At 46.8% G+C, this 18,924-nt stretch carries 15 protein-coding genes; 8 read left to right on the top strand and 7 right to left on the bottom strand.

Annotation, left to right across the window (positions count from 1 at the left end; translation table 11 throughout):
* Both NDI34_RS24480 and NDI34_RS24475 read right to left on the bottom strand, forming a co-directional pair.
* Positions 1–728, bottom strand: a 728-nt coding sequence (locus NDI34_RS24480; protein ID WP_348234100.1) for a mechanosensitive ion channel family protein, incomplete at its 3' end; no start/stop codon positions are given.
* Positions 729–1,075: 347 nt separating this feature from the next.
* Positions 1,076–3,115, bottom strand: a complete 2,040-nt coding sequence (locus NDI34_RS24475; RefSeq protein WP_348234099.1) for a serine/threonine-protein kinase — start codon at positions 3,113–3,115, stop codon at positions 1,076–1,078.
* Between the two features lie 691 nt (positions 3,116–3,806).
* On the opposite strand from NDI34_RS24475, the gene NDI34_RS24470 reads away from it, so the two are divergent.
* Together NDI34_RS24470 and NDI34_RS24465 are read left to right on the top strand one after the other, a co-directional pair.
* Positions 3,807–3,989: a hypothetical protein gene (locus tag NDI34_RS24470; RefSeq protein WP_190428467.1), complete on the top strand. Its 183-nt coding sequence runs from the start codon at positions 3,807–3,809 to the stop codon at positions 3,987–3,989.
* Positions 3,990–4,116: 127 nt separating this feature from the next.
* Positions 4,117–4,377: an HAD hydrolase family protein gene (locus NDI34_RS24465; protein WP_348234098.1), complete on the top strand. Its 261-nt coding sequence runs from the start codon at positions 4,117–4,119 to the stop codon at positions 4,375–4,377.
* Positions 4,378–4,428: 51 nt separating this feature from the next.
* Here the strand turns inward: NDI34_RS24465 and NDI34_RS24460 are convergent, their stop codons facing one another.
* Both NDI34_RS24460 and NDI34_RS24455 read right to left on the bottom strand, forming a co-directional pair.
* Positions 4,429–5,082, bottom strand: coding sequence for a heterocyst differentiation related protein (locus tag NDI34_RS24460; RefSeq protein WP_348234097.1), 654 nt, complete (start codon positions 5,080–5,082; stop codon positions 4,429–4,431).
* A 456-nt stretch (positions 5,083–5,538) separates the two neighbouring features.
* On the bottom strand, positions 5,539–9,141 hold the full coding sequence (locus tag NDI34_RS24455; protein WP_348234096.1) for a GAF domain-containing protein: 3,603 nt from the start codon (positions 9,139–9,141) through the stop codon (positions 5,539–5,541).
* 528 nt (positions 9,142–9,669) lie between these two features.
* Here NDI34_RS24455 and NDI34_RS24450 point away from each other — a divergent pair.
* From NDI34_RS24450 to NDI34_RS24425, 6 genes are all read left to right on the top strand, one after another.
* Entirely contained in the window at positions 9,670–10,080 is a 411-nt protein-coding gene (locus NDI34_RS24450) for a GFA family protein (protein ID WP_190531853.1), read from the top strand.
* A gap of 1,076 nt (positions 10,081–11,156) precedes the next feature.
* On the top strand, positions 11,157–13,472 hold the full coding sequence (locus NDI34_RS24445) for a CHASE2 domain-containing serine/threonine-protein kinase (protein ID WP_348234095.1): 2,316 nt from the start codon (positions 11,157–11,159) through the stop codon (positions 13,470–13,472).
* A 66-nt stretch (positions 13,473–13,538) separates the two neighbouring features.
* Positions 13,539–13,700: a hypothetical protein gene (locus NDI34_RS24440; protein WP_190429225.1), complete on the top strand. Its 162-nt coding sequence runs from the start codon at positions 13,539–13,541 to the stop codon at positions 13,698–13,700.
* Positions 13,701–13,719: 19 nt separating this feature from the next.
* Positions 13,720–14,841, top strand: coding sequence for a magnesium chelatase ATPase subunit I (bchI, locus tag NDI34_RS24435; protein WP_190531894.1), 1,122 nt, complete (start codon positions 13,720–13,722; stop codon positions 14,839–14,841).
* Positions 14,842–15,010: 169 nt separating this feature from the next.
* Positions 15,011–15,793, top strand: coding sequence for an ABC transporter ATP-binding protein (locus NDI34_RS24430; protein WP_190429226.1), 783 nt, complete (start codon positions 15,011–15,013; stop codon positions 15,791–15,793).
* Positions 15,794–15,881: 88 nt separating this feature from the next.
* A complete protein-coding gene (locus NDI34_RS24425) occupies positions 15,882–17,297 on the top strand; it encodes an MlaD family protein (RefSeq protein WP_348234094.1) in 1,416 nt (471 codons plus the stop codon).
* Between the two features lie 172 nt (positions 17,298–17,469).
* Here the strand turns inward: NDI34_RS24425 and NDI34_RS24420 are convergent, their stop codons facing one another.
* From NDI34_RS24420 to NDI34_RS24410, 3 genes are all read right to left on the bottom strand, one after another.
* Positions 17,470–17,766, bottom strand: a complete 297-nt coding sequence (locus NDI34_RS24420) for a DUF3288 family protein (RefSeq protein ID WP_190412039.1) — start codon at positions 17,764–17,766, stop codon at positions 17,470–17,472.
* A 14-nt stretch (positions 17,767–17,780) separates the two neighbouring features.
* On the bottom strand, positions 17,781–18,587 hold the full coding sequence (locus NDI34_RS24415; RefSeq protein WP_348234093.1) for an MOSC N-terminal beta barrel domain-containing protein: 807 nt from the start codon (positions 18,585–18,587) through the stop codon (positions 17,781–17,783).
* A gap of 149 nt (positions 18,588–18,736) precedes the next feature.
* The coding region (locus NDI34_RS24410; protein WP_348232469.1) for a transposase at positions 18,737–18,924 on the bottom strand (188 nt) is incomplete at its 5' end.

Here is an 18,924-nt window from a genome sequence, read left to right as displayed (position 1 = left end):
GGCGGCTGTACCCACCAACGGGCGCGGATATTCACCGTACTGTCAGCTAGATCCACTACAAGGGCGTCGGGAGCTGGATCTTCCAAAACACCATCGACGCTAGCGATCGCTTCTAGAATCAGTTGTTTCGCCCGGTCAATGTCGTCGCCGTAACCAATACCCACGTCGTACTGAAGGCGGCGATTCTCGAAAGCAGTGTTCACCGTTACCGAGTTTGTAAACAGCTCAGAATTCGGAATCACGATGCGACGACCATCATAGGTTCTAATGGTCGTGGCTCGCGTCTGGATGTTTTCAACCGTTCCCTCGAAGTCTTTAAATACGATTTGGTCATCGATCTGGAATGGCTCGGTCAACAGAATTAAAATACCAGCCAGAAAATTCTGGAGAATATCGCGGAATGCAAACCCAATTGCGACCCCACTGATACCTAACAGTTGAACTAAATCTCCAGCTTTGAATGTCGGGATGACGATGGATAATGATACAAATAAACCGACTAAAATAACAATTCCCTGCGACAAACGACCTAGCACCAGCCCCAGATTCCGAGCTTGTCGATGCCTTCTGGTAAGCCGTCTGACCGTCGCCTTAATCGTTCTTGCTGCGAAAAAGAATATCGCAAAGACGATTACTGCTAACACAATATTTGGCAGCATGACAATCAGGCTATCGCTCATTGCCTGAATTTTTTCCCACGCTGTTGATACCGATGTTTCGGGATTCATTACTCTTCGCCGCTTAAAAACTTTCGTTAATATTACTAGGAACTTAATTATTTCGGCTCTGCCTAAGGTTAGTATTTAGACAATGGAAATCCGATAATGAGTAGAGCAGTAGGTCAGCACCAGTCAACTTATCGAATAGCACGGTTAATCATTCTTCATTGTTCAGGCTTCTCGAAAAAATTGAAGATTACCATAGATTTTAGAGACGCGATCGCCCTTATCTCTACACAGTGACGATTCTGGCATCTTTTGACTAACCTAACCGTATTGATTGCACAAGCGCAGCCGATTAACCTCTAAGAGCCGCCGCCACCCAGTACGCAACCGCCTTAGTTATCGAGCATTTGTTATCGGGCATCTGCGACCGGCACCTGCCAAATTTTGATAGTACTGTCACCACTGCCAGTAGCAATCGTCTGCCCATCCGGGCTAATCACAATACATTTAACCCAGCTAGAATGCCCGGTAAGCGTGCGAATTTCTTCACCCGTTGAAAGATTCCAAATTTTAATTGTTTTGTCCGCACTGCCACTAACTAAAGTTTGTCCATCTGAGCTAATCACAACCGAATTCACATAGTTAGAATGCCGGGTGAGGGTGTGAATTTGTTTCCCAGTGTTTAAATCCCAAATCTTAATCGTTTTGTCAGCACTAGCACTGGCTAAAATCTGCCCATCCGAGCTAATTGCAACGGAATTAACAGGTTGAGAATGCCCCTGAAGTGTGCGGATTGCTTTGCCAGTAGAAATATCCCAGATTTTAATTGTTTTATCGGCACTAGCACTGGCTAAAGTCTGCCCATCTGGGCTAATTGCAACGGAATTAACAGGTTGGGAATGACCCTGAAGCGTGCGGATTGCTTTACCCGTAGAAATATCCCAAATTTTAATTGTTCTATCGGCGCTGCCACTGGCTAGAGTCTGCCAATCAAAGCTAATCGCAACAGAATTAATAGGGTTAGAATGTCCCTTTAATCTACGGATTTCTTGACCAGTAGAAATATTCAAAATTTTGATTGTTTTATCGGCGCTGCCACTTATTAATGTATTTCCATCTGGGCTAATCGCTAGAGAATTTATGTAGCTATCATGCCCTTTTATGAGGCGAATCTCTTTGGCTGTAGACTGGTTCCAAATTCTAATTGTTTTATCGGCACTGCTACTAGCTAAAATTTGTCCATCCGGGCTAATCGCCAGAGAATTTACCTGGCTTTCATGTCCATGAAGCGTTTTAACTCCCGAAAGATTTTCATAAGCGATAACTTTGGGTGCGTCTTGGTAAGAGAGTTGCCAAATTCCATATCCTCCTAATCCGACCAAGCAAGCAACGGCTCCCCCCACCAACCATTTATTTTTATTTTTCTTACTAACAATGATCGTTGGGGCTAATGAAGGCTTCCAAGGTGGAAGTATCCCAACAATTGCCCCGATACCAATCAGACTAAAATTAGGAGAAGGTTTATGTCTAGATAAAGACTGTGAAATTTTAGCGAGTTCATCTAAAATTTCTTGAGTATTTTTGTGCCGCGCTCCTGCGGTAGGAGCCATCAGTTTATCAATAAAATCTGCCAGTAAGGGTGAAATACCCGGTGCATGATTGCGCCAATTAAATTTATCCGTTAAAGGTTCATAAATTGCGCGATCTGTTGCTAGTTTGCCAGTCAGCAGATAAACAAAAGTTCTGCCCAAGGCATAGAAATCTGACTGGGGTACAGCATGACCTTTTTCTTGCTCTGGAGGTGTATAGCCAGCAGAACTAATCCTCGTGACACTGCCTGCGCCGCCGACTTCCGCAAGGTAAGTATAGGTCATCTCTCTGGCGGTGCCAAAGTCAATTAATACCAGATGCCCTGTAGAGCGCATCATGATATTTGCGGGTTTAATATCACGATGGAAATAGTTTTTTTGGTGGACAAGATGTAAAATCTCAGCGAGCTGTTTTAACCAGTCAAGAGCTAGCCGCTGATCGAGAGGGCGATCGCCCTGTTGTTGCATCCACTCTTTTAAGTTGGGACCATCAATTTTCTCCATGATGATGCCATACACTGGCTCTCGGCTGTTTCTGGGATAAAACTGGAAGTATCCATCAGGCTCAACTTTGGGGATGCCGGGATGATTCAGCTGGCTTAATACAATGGCTTCTTGCTGAAATAGCTCGACGACTCTGGCATTCGTGTTGTGATCTTTTTTGAGGATCTTCAGGATTTTGGGGGTTGCGCCCTCGTAGGCTTCATAAATATTGCCGAAGCCACTGTTGTCACTCAGTAGGCGCATGACCTGATAGCGCCCTTGTACCAGCAACTCTGAGCCACAATTGCGGCAAATACGGTTGTTGGCGTTGGCTGGATCGTTAGGTTTGGGGCAGCAGGGATTGATGCAGTAGCTCATAGATAGCTACAGAATTGTCATATCCCTAATATATGTTGAGAATTTTCAATCATCCACCCATTGCTGGAGGATGCAAGCCCAATAGTTGTTATCTATTAAGGCTTTTAGCTGACGACAAAAAAAAGAGGGACTGGTTTTTCTATCCTAAAGATTTAGTTTGAATTTATAGCATTTTCCGTTTGATATGCACCTCTTTGAAAAAATATCCTTGGCGAAGAGAACTTAAGAGGGATGCAAAGGAAGTCGGCTCTTGTCGCTCTCAAGGTATTTAAAAGCCTCAAAATATCATATTGAATGTCAAAAAGGAGTAATTAGTGCAATCCTAGTTCATGAATGAATAAGGATTGCTATCAACTAAACAAACTCGTTGATGCATAGCGGCTGAAATTACGTCTCGTTTAAGTTTACCTGGAACGAGGGAAGCGATCGCAAGCAAGACGCTGTAATGACTAGAGAAGAAAGTCAAGCTGACATTTTAAAAAATATTTCATTGAGGCTTAACCCTACTCTATTACCCAGGCAACTTAAAGGGAATTGAAGCGATTGAAAAAGTATTGCCAGGTGTCCCTTAAGTGGCACTTTTTTATCGGGATATCTGCCCTAGATTCAGAGTGCCGTTGCAAAAGGCAACTAACGCGCTCAATGGGCGTTAGATGTCTATATCCATTCGCTTCTCAGGCACATTGGGGCGATGCTGACCTCACTCGGCAGTTTTGGGTTTAAAACTCGACTCGAAAAAAATGAGCGATCGCCGATAGATGAAGACATTGCTAGCGACGAGTCAGCCGTGCGCGTCTTAATTGTGCAGGCGCAAGAAGATTGGGCGATCGCTTACTACAAGTGCGGGCTAGAACCTGTCAAAAACAACCCTTGAAATACGCCAGTAGAGAAATTCAACAACTAAGTCAGGCAATTTAAATTGATAAAACTAACTTATCTCTACCTGTAAGAGCAGTAACGCCGCCTATTCCCATTAAAATCAAAGCAACTATAGCATTCAATTGCCTGGAAGATACAAAGCCTCTGGGTTAAGCGTGGCATTGAGCGAATTGGGATTATCGCCGCACAACACCGTAGGCGTTGGCGATGCCGAAAACGATAGCGCCTTGCTGAACCTGTGCGAGTGTGGCGTCGCCGTCGCCAACGCCCTGCCCATGCTCAAAGAGATTGCCGATTTTGTCACGAAGGGCGATCGCGGTGCTGGGGTAATTGAATTGATTGACCATCTGGTGGCTTCTGATTTATCCGCACTTCAAGCCTAGTGGCAATGACACAACATCCTGCTAGATAGCTCAGAAGCGGTCAACGTTTCTCTACCTGTCGTAGTCGATGGAGTCATTCCGCCTACCTTCTAGCTGCGGGGGCAGAAACTCAGAACGCCGTCTGTGAGATAAGGTTGGCGGAGGGGGCTGGATGGGGTGAATCACTTGTACTGTCCGGGGAGGACGCTGCTGTTGCGACAGCAAAGCAAAGGCTGCTGCCAGCACAACCCCACTAATGACAGTGAGAACCATGCCTCCTACTGCCCAGAGGATGCCTGTCAGCATGGGATTTAGGGGCTGTTGCTCTTGAATAGGAGGCAAGGCTTGGGTTGGGTTGACCGGCGGAGGATAGACATTTGCTTTTGCCTGCGTAGTCAGAGCCTCAATCACCATTTGCTGATTCCGCAGCTGGGCTTTCACCTGCTCGGTTTCACTTTGTTGCTGTTCCAGCCGATCTTTTAGCCTTTGAGTTTCGCTCTGCTGCTGTAAGCAATAGGGAGTCGTATCCGGCGAGACACCAGCCGCAGTCGGAGGCGGAGGCGGCAGCTGCTGCATCGAGCCATAGGGCTGTCCTGGCTGCGGTGGCGAGGGCAGGTAAGTCGGCAGGTTGGCTTGACTGGGATTCCCGCCAGTTCTAAGCAAGACGAAAGCTGCAATTCCGGCGAAGGCAGCCCCGGCCAGAAATGCTGTACTCTTTTCACTCATCGCTCTTGCTTTTCAACGGTAACTGAACCACAAATAGTCGCAACTGATGCACTCCGAGAATCATAACTTAACACCCTACTCAAATCGGGTTAACTTAGCAACTAAATTAGCAACTGAAGTAGATGGGATAGGAAGGGCGTTTGTTACGACCTCGTATATGCTCTTACATTCAAAACCACATCATGTCAGTTGTCCAGCTAAAAAAAAATTGTAGAGATTTAAGAAGCGACGAATTGACATCCGTACTTGATAGCGGTTCTCACTCTGGCGTGCAATACACTTGGAACTTCGCCCTCAACCCCTCGCTATTCACCCAGCGGGGATATTGAACCCCTTTCTGCGGAAGGGATAGAGTTAAACCGTAGTGCATCCAAACCAAAATCGCTAGATTTGCCACACCGCAGGGATGTGATGCCTTCGTGTTTCCCTTGGGGTTGGGGAAGGCGTTGGGGAAAGTTAACTATAAGCAAAATTAATCGGTAGCTCTATGATAAAGCCGGTTTGACCCGATCCACTCTCAACCCAGATTTCGCCTCCTAAATGCTCTGTCAGTTTCTTCACCAGTGCCAGTCCCAAGCCAGTTCCGCCTTGCTTCCAGGGATCGGCATTGGGAACTCGGTAAAATTTATCAAAAATGCGGGTTAGCTCGCTCTGAGGAATTTCAGCTCCAGAATTTTTGACACTCAATTGAAGGGTTCCCGATTTCGCTTCGGCGGTAAGGACAATTTTTTCTCCTGGGGGAGTGTATTTACAAGCATTGTTGAGCAACTCTGCGAGGATGCGTTCCAGACTAGATGAATCGGAAACTAAACGAGGTAATTGAGAGGGGATGTCAACCTGCAAGATTTGTTGGCGGTTTTGGGCACGCTCTTGAAAAGGTTTTACAATTTGGGGCAACCAGAGATGAAGTTCGATGACGTCTAAATCCAAGGGTCGCGTCCCTGCCTCTAGGCGTTGTAAATCAAGCAAATCGTTGATTAAATCGGTTTCCCGTTTGCATTCCTTCTGCAATATCTGCAAGTAGAGACTGACTTTGCTGACCTCTGTAGGGGGTTTTGGTATTTTGGCATCCAAGACACCCTCGCGCTTGAGGGTGATTTCCAACATCTGAGCCGCCATTTTCATGTTGGATACGGGCGAACGTAATTCGTGAGAAACGGTGCTGAGGAATTCATCTTTGAGCCGATTGAGTTTTTCGAGTTCCTCCACTTGTGCTAGGGATGCTTGATAAAATCGGGCTTGACGGATTGCGATCGCGCATTGATTCGCCACTTGTTGCACCAGCCGGATCTCTAGTTTTTTGAAGGTATAGTCTGGGCGATGGAATAACCACAAATCCCCCAGCACTCCTTGATCGTCCAATATCGGGCAAGCCAACATCGCCACCTTACTCCGGACAAAGTCGGGACTGATTGAACAAGATTGGAAACATTTACCTTGTCGTAGAGGAGCGTAAATTTCCGGGAAGTCTGCCATTTGCATCACCTGACCCTGCGAGGAAGGCATTGAGGTGGCGTACTCGTAGCAAATTGTGGCAGTTTCTTGCTCCAGGTTGTAGAGCGAAGCATGACAGCTGCCCATATTAAATGAAAGCGCTAACTCTCGAACGGCTACCTGTAAAATCTGGCTTTCGTCGAGACTATCGCGGACTTTGTCGGTGATGCGTTTTAGCACGGCTTCAAAGCCAAGCGCTTTTTGCAGTTGGGTTGTGCGTTGTTGCACTTGGCGTTCTAGATTGGCGTTCAGCTGCTGCACCTGCTTAAACAGGGTGGATTGCCCAATCGCGATCGCCAGTTGAGCCGCGAAGGCACAAACCAGGTCTACCTCTGAGTCTTGCCAGTAGCGAGGACGACCTTCCATCGATAGTGTTAAGATTCCCCAGAGGTTTCCTTGAAAGTGTATCGGTACCAACAACCAAGCACCCGGATAAGCCTCTGCTAGAGGCTTATTCCCCTCATCCTCGATAGTCTGAGTATCGTGAATGGAAACCACTTGTAACTGCTTGAGTTGCCTTCCCAACAAATTGTCTACATCTGGAAATTCCATACCCAGCCTGCTCGACAAACTGGAACCTTGATAGTAAAGTGCCACATTCAGCCAAACCTGCCGCTGCGGAAGATATTGCAGGATGGAAACGTGGTCGATGTGCAAAAGCTGACCAATTTCCGTTGTGGCTGTGGCAAAAATTACTTCTAATTCTAGAGAGCTACGAATTGCAGAAATAGACCGATTCAGTGCTTGCTCGCGCTGAGCTTGCTGTTGCATTTGGTTGTAGAGTTCGGCTTGCTGAATTGCGATCGCTACCTGGGTTGCCAACGAACAAAGCAAATCAATTTCCAACTGTTGCCACTGTCGGGGTTGCGAACAATTATGGGCAATTAGCAGTCCCCACAATTCCTCTCCTTGCAGAATCGGGACGATCAAGCTGGCTCTAACTTGAAGCCGATGTAGTAAATCGATGTGACACTGACTCAACTCGGCTGTATAAATATCTTCTATAGTTTTAGTGCGACCCTGTTGGTACTGGACATAGACTTGTTCAAAGCAAGGATCGTGGATTGTTGTTCCCAGGATGGGAGTCCAACCGTTGGCGACAGACTCCACTACCACGACTCCACTCCAGTCCGGCTGAAAGCGGAAAACGATCACTCGATCGGAGGCGAGAAATTGCCGGACTTCAGACACCGTCGTGTTGAGAATCTCGTCTAAATTTAAAGACTGACGGATGCGTTCTAGCATCGCCCTCAGCAGTCGTTCCCGCTCGGTTTGCTGTCTTAGTGACTCTTCCGCGGCTTTGCGATCGCTAATATCGCGCACAATGACTAAAACTTCATCTTCCCCACTGACAACAAGCCGCGCCTCGTAATCGTGCAAATTGCCATTTTTGGGAAGCTGATACTCGAAGATTTGGATTTCGTTCGTAGAAAGTGCTTGCTCCACATGGTATTTGGCTTTCTCAGCGACTTCTGTGGGCAAAACCTCGTCTAACTTTTTACCTAAGAATTCCTGAGCAGGTAAGAACGTATCAAAGTCTCTAGCTGCTTTGACGTCCAAATAAGTGCTATCTTTGCTAATTCGGAAGATCAAATCCGGGATGGCACTTATAAGAGCGCGATTTTTTGCTTCGCTTTTGCTTAGTGCCTCTTCTGCCTGTTTGCGCTCGGTAATGTCAGTCTGAATCCCCACAAAACCGATTAGATTCCCTTGTGGACTCCCGATTGGGGAAAGATAGAGTTCGTTCCAGAAAAGGGTGCCATCTTTGCGATAGTTGCGTAAGGTGACATGGCATTCTCTAGCTTCCCTAATCGCCATTCGTAGCTCATCAAGTGCTGGCTGAGCAGTGTCAGCGCCCTGCAAGAAGCGGCAGTTGTACCCTATGATTTCCTCAGCAGAGTAGCCTGTTAAACGCTCAAAACTTGGATTGATATAAATAATTGGATTATCTGGTTGATTGGAGTCGGTAAGGACAATGCCATTGCAGCAATCACGGAGAACCTGCTCCAGTAAATGTAGACGTTCCTGTGCTTGTTTGCGCTCAGTTATGTCATCGCAAACCAGGAGGACAACTCTATCCGTATTCGTTCTTTGTACAATGCTAGCGGTAACATTTACCCATAAAATGCTGCCATCTTTGCAACAGGCGCGCAATTCCCAACTAGTAACCAAAGCGTTTGACTCGATCCCTGAACTCAACTCAAATGCTTCTTGAATTGCTTGTTGCAAAAACTGAGCAAACTCAGCTTTTAACTTTTCTCGCTCGTCAGGAGCAAAAGTGCTGAAAATTGTTTTTCCAACCAACTCTTGGACGCTATAACCAAGACGAGCCGCTCCAAACTGATTAACCCCAACAACGACTCCTTCTGAATCCAAAGTAAAGTGAATACAGGGAGTCTTGTTGTACAGTGTTCGGTATGCTTCTAGTTCAGCTCTCGTGTTCCGCAGTTCTTCCTCAAGTTGGGGACGTTCTACATCTGCACCCGCGATAGTTTGTTGTAACTCTCCAGAAGCACCTTCACCTTGTAAATAGTCATGCCCAATTGGCTGGTGATTTGCGTCCATTTTGTAATCTCTTACCCCTTTTTTTTCATAGAGATAGAGGGACTAAATTTTTTATCTTTGTTTATCAAAAAACTAATTTAATGGACTAAATAGCAAGTTGTTTGATGGGTTTGAATGCCTCAGTTATGGCTATGTAATGTTAAATGCTATACCAACTCAATCGTTCGCTTTCTAAAAAGGCTATGTCTATCATAGATATTTGAGCCAGCAATTATAATAACTCATTGCAGCTCGATAAAAAACATTACCTCCTGAGAAAACCTAAGTAATGGCTCTTTTACGTTAGAATTTCCTAACTGATTTTAAAATTGGTTTTTGTTTATACTAAACAATATTTACTTTTAATCTCATAAAGAAATATATATTTATGTTTAATTTATTATAGTTGTAGAGCGGTCATAAAAGTAGCGAACCACGCTTTTCTCTACACTTTAACCATTATTTGCGAGAGAAGTGCTAGAAAATAGCCATTAACAATAGACTAGGAACTGGAAATCAACCAAACTCTGCTAACCGTGAATGACTAATATGAGCGCACAAACAGAAGAACCAATTACCTACGAAGGCGGCTGTCACTGTGGCGCAGTCCGCTTTCGGGTAATCGTTGACGAACATAAGGCAGATGACTGCAACTGTTCCATCTGTAGGAAGAAGGGATTTTTACATCTAATTGTGCCGTCCGAACGTTTTACCTTGCTAAGCGGTGCAGACTTATTGACAACCTACACCTTCAACACGGGTGTTGCTAAGCACATCTTCTGCCGTATTTGTGGGATTCACCCTTTTTATCGTCCCCGTTCCCATCCCGAATCTATTGATGTCAACGTGCGTTGTCTGGATGAGGATGTGGTGTCTCGCTTTTGCATTGTGCCTTTTGATGGGGTTAATTGGGAACAAAACGTACACCTAATTCGCTCTGAAGCATCGGACACGGATTAATAAATTCTCTCACCCAGCTTATCTATCATTGTAGGTTGGTTTGAGGTCATGTAGACGGAGTCTTCAAGAGAGAGTGACCCAACAAAAACTAAGGGAGGTGTTGGGTTTCGTCTTTGTGCGAAACCCAACCGGAAAGTCTGAAGTGAGTGCGAATCAATTTAAGTAGCTGGAACCTGCGAAAATTAACATTTTGCCCGATTGACTACCATTTATCGCAGTCCTCTCCAAACTATTGGGGAGAAAGCCAGCTTGGCGCTGAAATCAAGAGAATTGAGGAGCGTGAATCTTATCTGCCTGCATGAGGACAAAATAGGTAAGATTGGTTTCATAAAATACGCTTATGGTTTTATTAAAATTATTTTTAATTATTAATTTTGTTTCAATTTTGGCTGAATTATTAAATTGAAATTGTAAAAAGCTTAGCCGTAGACAAAGCAAGAAGAAAGTATAGAGTAACGTCTAATAAAAAATCCGAATTCAGGAGCGGGCAAAAATTATCATTATTCCTAGCAATGCGGCAGATTTTAGCTGAAAAATACTTCTTTTAGAGGAAAAATTAGAAGCAATGAGTCTATTTTTCTACTGTCTACTACCAACTTTGCCGTCTCTCGCCTCGCACGCTCAATTGCTAAAGAATCTGCCAACACCGAAACTAGCGATGAATGTACCTCAAGCGAAAGAACACGCAAAATAACCACTTAAGAAAGTTACCACCAAGACTTAAGTATGGTAAAGAAGGACTAGAGTGACAAAAGACTAAAGGAAAATAACCGATCGATCGAAACGGCAGAGCGATACTCACAGTCAGTTACGAACACTAGAATGCAAATAGGGACAGGAGGCATTTATTTCTAAAAGCCATGCAGGCTTGAAGTGGCAAAAGCAGGCTGTTATCGGACAGCAGGGCTAGGGTAACGCAAGCAAATTTGTACGCTGTAAGTATTCCCATACGTCGTAGCGATCGCTTGTTAAGATCGGTAAGTTTTAACCATTCCAACCTTTTAATTAAGCTTTTTACTTTCTAACCTGACAACGTTCCTGTGATAGATCGGCTTTCAAAGGGGAATTTCCATACAGTGCGATCGCACCTAAGACGCACTGCTGCCTTAATCTTGGGACAACCAGCACTGGTGGTCAGTGTGGTGGTCTCCCTCTTAGTGCTGGGAGTCCGGCAACAAGGTCTGCTGGAGACGCTGGAACTAGGTGCTTATGACCAGATGATGCGGTTACGACCAGCCGAAGAGCCAGATCCCCGGATCTTGGTAGTTGCTGTTACCGAAGCAGACATCCAAACTTACAAGCAATATCCCCTGTCTGACGAACGAATGCATCAGATGCTAGCAAAATTGCTGGCAAACGATCCGCGTACTGTCGGGCTAGATATTTATCGGGATTTGCCCGTAGAACCCGGTCATGCGGCATTCTCCAAGCTGATGAGTAGCGATCGCCGCATCGTTCCGGTGTGTGCCGTCAAAGACTCGGAAAGCCCCGGCACTCCTCCACCACCCAAAATTGCCGGAGACCAGGCTGGCTTTGCCGATATCGGGAAGACTGATTCTGATGGCGTTATCCGTCGGGGTTTGTTATTTGTCTCTCCCTCCGCTCACAAGCCTTGCCCTAACCCGAACTCCTTTAGCTTCCAACTGGTTCAACGTTACTTGGAAAAAGAAGGAATCGTTGCTTCAGACACCCCACCTCTCCGTTGGAACAACACTGTCTTCAAACCTCTGGAGCCTAATGATGGAGGATATCAAGGTCTGGATGCACGGGGGTACCAAATCCTCATCAATTACCGCTCTGCCAACCGTCCTTTTAACCAGGTAACGATGAGTCAAGTCCTCAACGGTCAGTTTGACCCTAGCTGGGTAAAAGACCGCATCGTTCTCATCGGGGTTACTGCTTCCAGTATTGATGACGCCTTCTATACTCCCTACAGTGGCGCACAGAAGGGAAATCGGAAAATGCCTGGAGTTGTCACTCATGCCCATCTGGTAAGCCAGATGCTCAGTGCTGTCCTGGATGGGCGTCGTTTATTTTGGTTCTGGTCGGATTGGGGAGAAGCTTTGTGGGTATTGGGTTGGTCTGTAACTGGCGGGTTGATGGCTTTGCGGCTGCGGCATCCAGGGCACTTGTTACTGGGACAGGGAGCCGCGTTGGGTGTCCTGTTTGGGTCGTGTTGGGTGCTGTTTACCCAGGCGGGATGGGTGCCAGTGGTTCCCTCTGCGATCGCGTTGGTGGGAACGGCTGCTGGTGTCGTGGCTTATAGCGCTCACCAAGCCGAACAAAATCAGAAAAAAATCGCGCTTCTGGTTCAGGAACAGCAATTCAACCTGGCACAGATGCAAGCACTTCTACAACAGAAGAATCAGGAACCGAGGATTGAGGAAGAAGCAGAGGTAGCAACAGCGATCGCGCCAGCTCCCCTATCAGTTCTGCCTAATCGCGATGATTATGATGATGATGAGACTCAGCCGTGGCAGCCTAGCTTAGATGTAATTACAGAACCTGAGCGACTGGAGCGCCAGCGATTATTAGATTCCTCTCCCGTAAAGTACGGCGACTCCCTGCGACCGTCTCTATTGATGGGACGCTACAAGATTCTTCGACCTCTGGCTTCGGGCGGGTTTGGTCATACGTATTTAGCCGAAGATACCATGCGACCCGGTAAGCCCCAGTGTGCGGTTAAGCATTTAATGCCTGCGCTTCGGGATGAAAAATTCTTGAAATTGGCAAAACGGCTATTTTTTACAGAAGCCGCCATTCTGGAAAGCTTGGGGCACCATTCTCAGATTCCGCAGTTACTTGCCTATTTTGAAGAAAACGAAGAATTCTATTTAATTGAAGAATTTATTAAAGGTCATCCGCTCACCGATGAACTATTGATAGATAAGCGCCTACCGGAAGCGCAAGTGGTGGAAATCCTGTGCGGGGTTCTGGAAATTCTGGTATTTATCCATGAAAACCAAGTCATCCACCGGGATATTAAGCCGAGTAATATTATTCGCCGAGAAAAAGACGGTCGCTTAGTTTTAATTGACTTTGGTGCCGTGAAACAGATTCAGCCCCAAGAAGAAAGCGAACAGGAAAACCGCACCATTGCTATCGGCACCCGTGGTTATACTCCGGCTGAGCAATACGACGGACACCCTAGGTTCAGCAGTGATATCTACGCCTTGGGCATGATTGGGGTGGAGGCAGTGACGGGGATACCGCCTAGTAAGCTGGAAACTGACCGGAACACCGGCAACATTAATTGGCGCGAATTTGCCTCAGTGCGAGACGAATTTGCCGAGATTTTGGATAAGATGGTGCACTTCCACTTTGTGACTCGTTACCAGTCAGCTACAGAGGTGCTACAGGAGTTGAAACGGCTTCCTAGCGCTCCCGCGTAAACATCATCCGGTAGTCAGGCGGTAGTCAGGATGTGGGTGCTACAGGTGAGGGGGGATTGACATCGTTTGAAAAATGTTTTAGATGAAGATTTGCCTAAAAAATGCGATCGCTTCAGAAAAATTGAACCCATGCCGTTTAGCAAAATTCTGAATTCACTCATCTTCAATGGATTCGGAATTTTCGGTTCGGATGAAGCGAAAAGTGGCACAATGAAAGGCGGTGAATAATAAGATGGGTAACAATTCTGTGAGTCCGACAGCCTCAGCGTCCCCTACGGCACGCCGTGTCGTTTTTCCTTTCACTGCTATCGTGGGTCAGGAAGAGATGAAACTGGCCTTGCTGCTGAATGTGATTGACCCCTACATTGGCGGCGTGATGATTATGGGCGATCGCGGAACGGGCAAATCCACCACGATCCGGGCTTTGGCTGACCTGTTGCCAGAAATCGAAGTCGTTGCCGATGACCCGTTTAATAGTCATCCAAGAGACCCCGATTTGATGAGCGACAGCGTGCGCGATCGCTTGGCGAAACAGGAAGAAATTCCCGTCGCCCACAAAAAAGTGACGATGGTTGACCTGCCGCTCGGTGCGACAGAAGACCGCGTCTGCGGCACTATCGACATTGAAAAAGCTTTATCCCAAGGAGTCAGAGCCTTTGAACCCGGACTCCTCGCGAAAGCCAACCGGGGCATTCTCTATGTGGATGAAGTCAACCTACTTGACGACCACCTAGTCGATGTGCTGCTCGACTCAGCGGCAAGCGGCTGGAACACCGTCGAACGGGAAGGAATTTCTATCCGTCACCCGGCGAGATTTGTGCTAGTCGGTTCCGGCAACCCGGAAGAAGGCGAACTGCGACCTCAACTGCTTGACCGCTTTGGAATGCACGCAGAAATTCGCACGGTGAAGGAACCGGCGCTGCGAGTGGAAATTGTAGAGCAACGGGCTGAGTTTGACCAAAATCCCCCGAAGTTTCTGGAAAAATATCTTCCGCAGCAACAAGCATTGCAACAAAAGCTCGTCAGCGCTCAAGAACGCCTGTCCTCGGTGACGATGGACTATGACTTGCGGGTGAAAATCTCCGAAGTTTGTTCGGAGTTGGATGTAGACGGCTTACGGGGCGATATGGTTACGAACCGAGCCGCTCGCGCGATCGCTGCCCTAGAAGGACGCACTGAAGTCACCGTAGACGATATCCACCGCGTCATCACCCTGTGTCTGCGTCACCGGCTCCGCAAAGACCCCTTGGAGTCCATTGATTCCGGCTACAAGGTGGAAAAAGTGTTTGGTCGCGTCTTTGGACTGGAAGCGTCCTCAGCAGAAACCAACACAGCTACAGCGAATGGAGTTCGTCAGGGTGTTCGGTAATCAGGACTGAGAGTGTGTTGAGTGTTGAGTGATTAGAGAGTTTTTCGATTCAACGCCCATAAATTAAAATTAAAACTTTTAATTTATGAGCGTTAAATTTTGAGTTATAAAAGAGTTCTTTAATTCAAAACTCAAAACTCAAAACTTTTTACCAATCCCCAATCTTTCTATGGCAGAGCCACTCATCGAACTAAAGGGAATTTCTAAATCCTTTGGCAACAATGTCATCTTAGATGGGGTCGATCTGACAATTTATCGGGACGATGCGCTGGCAATTATTGGCCCCTCCGGGACTGGTAAATCGACGATTTTGCGGATTATTGCGGGACTTTTGGCTCCTGATTCAGGTGAAGTTTATATCCTGGGAAAGCGACGTCGTGGCTTAATCGAAGATGCCGAAGATCCCCTTGGAATTGGGATGGTGTTCCAACAAGCGGCTTTATTCGATTCGCTGACGGTGGAAGAAAATGTCGGCTTTCTGCTGTTTCAGCGTTCTAAACTGTCGCGTCGGCGGATACGAGAATTGGTGGAGGAAAAGCTAGAGATGGTTGGGTTGCCAGGGGTTAGCGATCGCTACCCCTCGCAATTATCGGGTGGAATGCGAAAGCGGGTGAGTTTCGCCCGTGCGATTATGTCCAATCCAGACCATCCCCAAGACAACCCAGAAGTTTTACTCTATGATGAGCCTACTGCTGGTCTTGACCCCATTGCTTCCACAGTGATTGAAGATTTAGTTCGTCAGTTGCAGCAAATACCAGACAGTTGTAGCAGTTATGTCATGGTGACGCACCAAGAAAGCACCATTCGCCGCACGGCTGACCGAGTGATATTTCTCTATCAGGGACAGGTACAGTGGGAAGGTGCCGTCAGCGAGATTGATACCACCCAAAATCCTATCGTTCAACAATTTTTTAGTGGAAGTGTAACCGGCCCAATTCACGTCATCGGCTAGAATCAATTAAAAATTAAAAATTAAAAAAGGCAGAATTTTTAATGTAAGCATTTTTAATTCTTAATTGTTAATGGTATGAGGAGAACAGATGCGATCGCGAACGGTTCGAGAAGGCTCCGTCGGTTTGTTAATCCTGCTGTCCCTTTTCTTGTTTGGGGGTCTGATTTTGTGGATACGCGGGATGAACCCCGGTAGCCGTAGCTACACAGTCGTGGCAGAATTTGTCAATGCTGGCGGGATGCAAGCTGGCGCACCCGTCCGCTATCGCGGCGTCAATGTTGGGAAAATTACTGCCATCAACCCAGGCTCGAATGGCGTCGATGTGGTGATGGAAATTGCACCGGCTGACTTAGTGATTCCGCGTGATGTCGTCGTTGAAGCCAATCAATCCGGTCTGCTCAGCGAAACTTCGATTGACATTACTCCCCTGAAGCCCTTCCAGCCAGACGCGAAGGTAGCGAATCCGCTCGATCCGCAATGCCAGTCTAGCCTGATTGTTTGTGACGAGGATCGTCTGCAAGGTCAAATTGGGGTCAGTTTTGATGAACTGCTTCGCAGCACCACCCGCATCGCCAATCTCTACAGCGACCCCGCATTCTTTGCCAACCTCAACTCAGTTGCTAAAAATACCAGCGTCGCCGCCGTTGGGGTATCTCAACTTACCCGCGAACTCACAGGTTTGAGTCGCTCAGTGCAACAAGAAATTAAAAACTTCTCAGTCGCAGCCAATTCAGTGACGAGTGCTGCCAATCAAACCAGCAATCAAGTTGCTTTGGCAGCCAATCAGATTTCTAGGACCGCGAATCAATATAGCGGGACTGCCACCCAGGTAAATCGGCTCGTCGATAATATGAATAGTCTGGTCGTAGGCAACCGCTCGACTCTCGTCAGTACCTTGAACAACTTTAGCCAAGCCAGCGAACAGCTGCGCCTGAGTGCAAGTAACCTAACAGGGCAAGTCAACCAGTTTGGAGGTGGACAACTACGGCGTAACTTAGAACTCGTGTCTGCAAATGCGGCGCAGGCGTCCATCAATGCAGCGCAAGCATCTGCTAACTTTCGCGATCTTTCCACCGCTCTTAACAGTCCAACGAATTTGGTTGTATTGCAACAAACTTTAGACTCAGCGCGGATGACGTTTGAAAATGCTCAGAAAATTACATCTGACCTGGATGATTTGACAGGGGATGAAGCTTTCCGTAACAATTTGCGAAATTTGGTGAATGGACTCAGCAATTTGGTGTCTTCGACAGAAGACCTACAGCAGCAAGTTCAAGTGGCTGAGGTTCTAGAACCTGGATTGCCAGCAGTCAATCAGGGAACCGGGATCGGAACGCAGCAGAATAATTCTTTGCTCCCCCTTGCATCGCCTTCCTTGACACCCATCGCCCAAAAGAAGCAGTTAAAGTCTGTACAGCGCGAACCAATGGGAAAGGCGTTACCTTCTGCTTACTGGGAGGAAGAATCTATTCAGCCACTAGCTGACTCTGAAAATAAGAATTAGCAAGCCTCAGTTCCATGCTCTCGCCTGGAAGGAGAGAGGCTTTCAATGATTCCCCGTCCTTACAAGGCAATGCATCACCTACGCCTGTTGGAATTATGTAGGGGTGAAGCATTCGCGCAAAAACATTTGGGTTTTAAAGATACTGTATCCAAACGAGATTTGCTCTAGCACGCTAATTCCAATCTTCTTCATCTTGCCGCTTGCTGCGACTTTTATAGACAATACTTGTGGCATGAATCTGACGAGTTTTTTCAAAGAGTGCATCTTCTGTCAAGTTCCACTGGCGGAGAATCATATCCAGGTCTTGTTGAATCTCCCTTGCCCCTGGAAAGCCACGATAACGAATGCGTAGACGGGCGAGTTCCGCCAGATTGAAATCATTCATTTCCCCGGTTAAGAGGCTGTTAACGAGTTGGCGATCGCGTCCTTGGAGGGGATGCTGTTGATCTTTGTTTCCTGTCTCTGCCATATAATCTCTAATTTTTAGTTTTTAAGTGTTTGAATTTCTACTTCGTCTCCCACCTGTAAAATATTACCGGCTTCCGATTCAGGGATGCGCGTGTTTACCGAGAGTCGGTAAAAGTGATTGAATCGAGATGAGTCTACCCAACTGGGCAAAGTTTCTTTCCGCGCTTGCACAAATAATTTTTGAAAATTAGGGTAAACCTTGCCCATTAGAGAGTCTCGTGTCGGCACCACACAACGCTGACAGGGATTGACCCCATTTATCTGCACATCTCGCACCAGAAACGGCACCACATCCTCTTCCGCCCCAAACAGCCGATCTTCCCAAAATGCCGGGACGCCTCCAATTTCCAGATTTGCCCGCAGGCGTCGCCGCAATTCATCCCCCGTCAGGGTAGGAAACCAGGAGGCGACTGTCTCCAGCGTGGCGGTACTGATGACTGTTGGCCCGGAGGCATTGGTATCATCTGGAAAGCCAGAGACTAAGTTCTGGCAGAGTTTTACGGGAAAGTCGAAATAGTTGCTCAACCAAGCTTCTAATTCAGTCCGTTCCCGATCGATGTGAAAAATGTGGGTTTGTTCTGTTCCTGGGACTTCTAAGCAAACACGAGTAATCTTCTCAGTATCCGTATCAATGTCAAAAGAAGTCCGCAGTAAGTGAACTTTCGGATTGCGCTTGGCATTCACGAATCGACCTTGAGCGTCACAAATAGAAAACTCTCGGTCATACTGTAATGCACCACTTTTAAGGATGGTTGCTTTGGTAACGGAAACACCATCTAGAGATTTGATTGGATAAACCAGAATGCGGGCAAGGTAAGACACGGTAATCAATTAGAAATTAAAAATGCTTGTATTAAAAATAGACAACTCTTTTTCAATAGAATTTTTGCTTTCATTAGACATTCCGAAAGCTTACCCTATCTTTCGGGAAACGGGAAGCCGCTTCGCTTCTATAGCAATCGCCAAGGTAATTAGGACGACAAGCATAAGACATGCTCGATTGCATCTCGCAAACAATTAAACTGGTCGAGTTGTTTGCGGATGCGGCTCTTGAGCCAAGACCAGCAGTTCTCAATTTTGTTGAGGTCGGGGGAGTAAGGTGGTAAATACCAAAGTTGAGCACCAGCCGCTCGAATCAACTGCTCAATCCGCCCGCCCT

This window comes from Trichocoleus sp. DQ-U1 (assembly GCF_039961925.1).
In the GTDB taxonomy this organism is placed as follows: Bacteria; Cyanobacteriota; Cyanobacteriia; order Cyanobacteriales; family FACHB-T130; genus FACHB-T130.
The sequence above is the reverse complement of the archived record's forward strand: the minus strand, read 5'-3'. Positions and strand labels throughout refer to the sequence as shown.

Excerpts from the sequence above, each read along its gene's own strand:
- NDI34_RS24470 (WP_190428467.1), top strand. The coding sequence starts at position 3,807 with ATGCTGACCTCACTCGGCAGTTTTGGGTTTAAAACTCGACTCGAAAAA.
- NDI34_RS24455 (WP_348234096.1), bottom strand. The coding sequence starts at position 9,141 with ATGGACGCAAATCACCAGCCAATTGGGCATGACTATTTACAAGGTGAA.
- NDI34_RS24430 (WP_190429226.1), top strand. The coding sequence starts at position 15,011 with ATGGCAGAGCCACTCATCGAACTAAAGGGAATTTCTAAATCCTTTGGC.
- NDI34_RS24420 (WP_190412039.1), bottom strand. The coding sequence starts at position 17,766 with ATGGCAGAGACAGGAAACAAAGATCAACAGCATCCCCTCCAAGGACGC.
- NDI34_RS24425 (WP_348234094.1), top strand. The coding sequence starts at position 15,882 with ATGCGATCGCGAACGGTTCGAGAAGGCTCCGTCGGTTTGTTAATCCTG.
- NDI34_RS24450 (WP_190531853.1), top strand. The coding sequence starts at position 9,670 with ATGAGCGCACAAACAGAAGAACCAATTACCTACGAAGGCGGCTGTCAC.
- NDI34_RS24475 (WP_348234099.1), bottom strand. The coding sequence starts at position 3,115 with ATGAGCTACTGCATCAATCCCTGCTGCCCCAAACCTAACGATCCAGCC.
- NDI34_RS24460 (WP_348234097.1), bottom strand. The coding sequence starts at position 5,082 with ATGAGTGAAAAGAGTACAGCATTTCTGGCCGGGGCTGCCTTCGCCGGA.